1 protein-coding gene is annotated in these 546 nt (G+C 59.5%); it reads left to right on the top strand.

All coding sequences use genetic code 11. The features are described from left to right. Positions 1 to 103: 103 nt before the first annotated feature. Positions 104 to 546, top strand: a 443-nt coding sequence (locus ABS764_RS16240) for a dihydroxy-acid dehydratase domain-containing protein (protein ID WP_408082840.1), incomplete at its 3' end; no start/stop codon positions are given.

The raw sequence follows: 546 nt of genomic DNA, 5'->3' as shown, positions 1-546 counted from the left end.
TCCAATTGTAATACTCTGTACGACCTAGTTCCTTCTAAATAATATATTTTACACGACGATAGAACCTCTTTATTGGAACGGTTCCAATAAAGAGGGAACAATCATGCCGGCATATCGCTCCAGAACGTCCACCCACGGCCGCAACATGGCCGGCGCCCGCGGCCTCTGGCGTGCGACGGGCATGAAGGATGCGGATTTCGGCAAGCCGATCATCGCGGTCGTCAATTCCTTCACCCAATTCGTCCCCGGCCACGTCCACCTCAAGGACCTCGGCCAGCTCGTCGCCCGCGAGATCGAGCAGGCCGGCGGCGTCGCCAAGGAATTCAACACCATCGCGGTCGATGACGGCATCGCGATGGGCCACAGTGGCATGCTTTACTCACTGCCGAGCCGCGAACTGATCGCCGACGCGGTCGAGTACATGGTCAACGCGCATTGCGCCGACGCGCTGGTGTGCATTTCCAACTGCGACAAGATCACGCCCGGCATGCTGATGGCCGCGCTGCGTCTCAACATCCCCGCCGTGTTCGTCTCGGGCGGCCCGAT

Source organism: Flavobacterium plantiphilum (assembly GCF_046000495.1).
GTDB lineage: Bacteria > Bacteroidota > Bacteroidia > Flavobacteriales > Flavobacteriaceae > Flavobacterium > Flavobacterium plantiphilum.
This window is presented reverse-complemented; position numbering and strand designations above follow the sequence as displayed.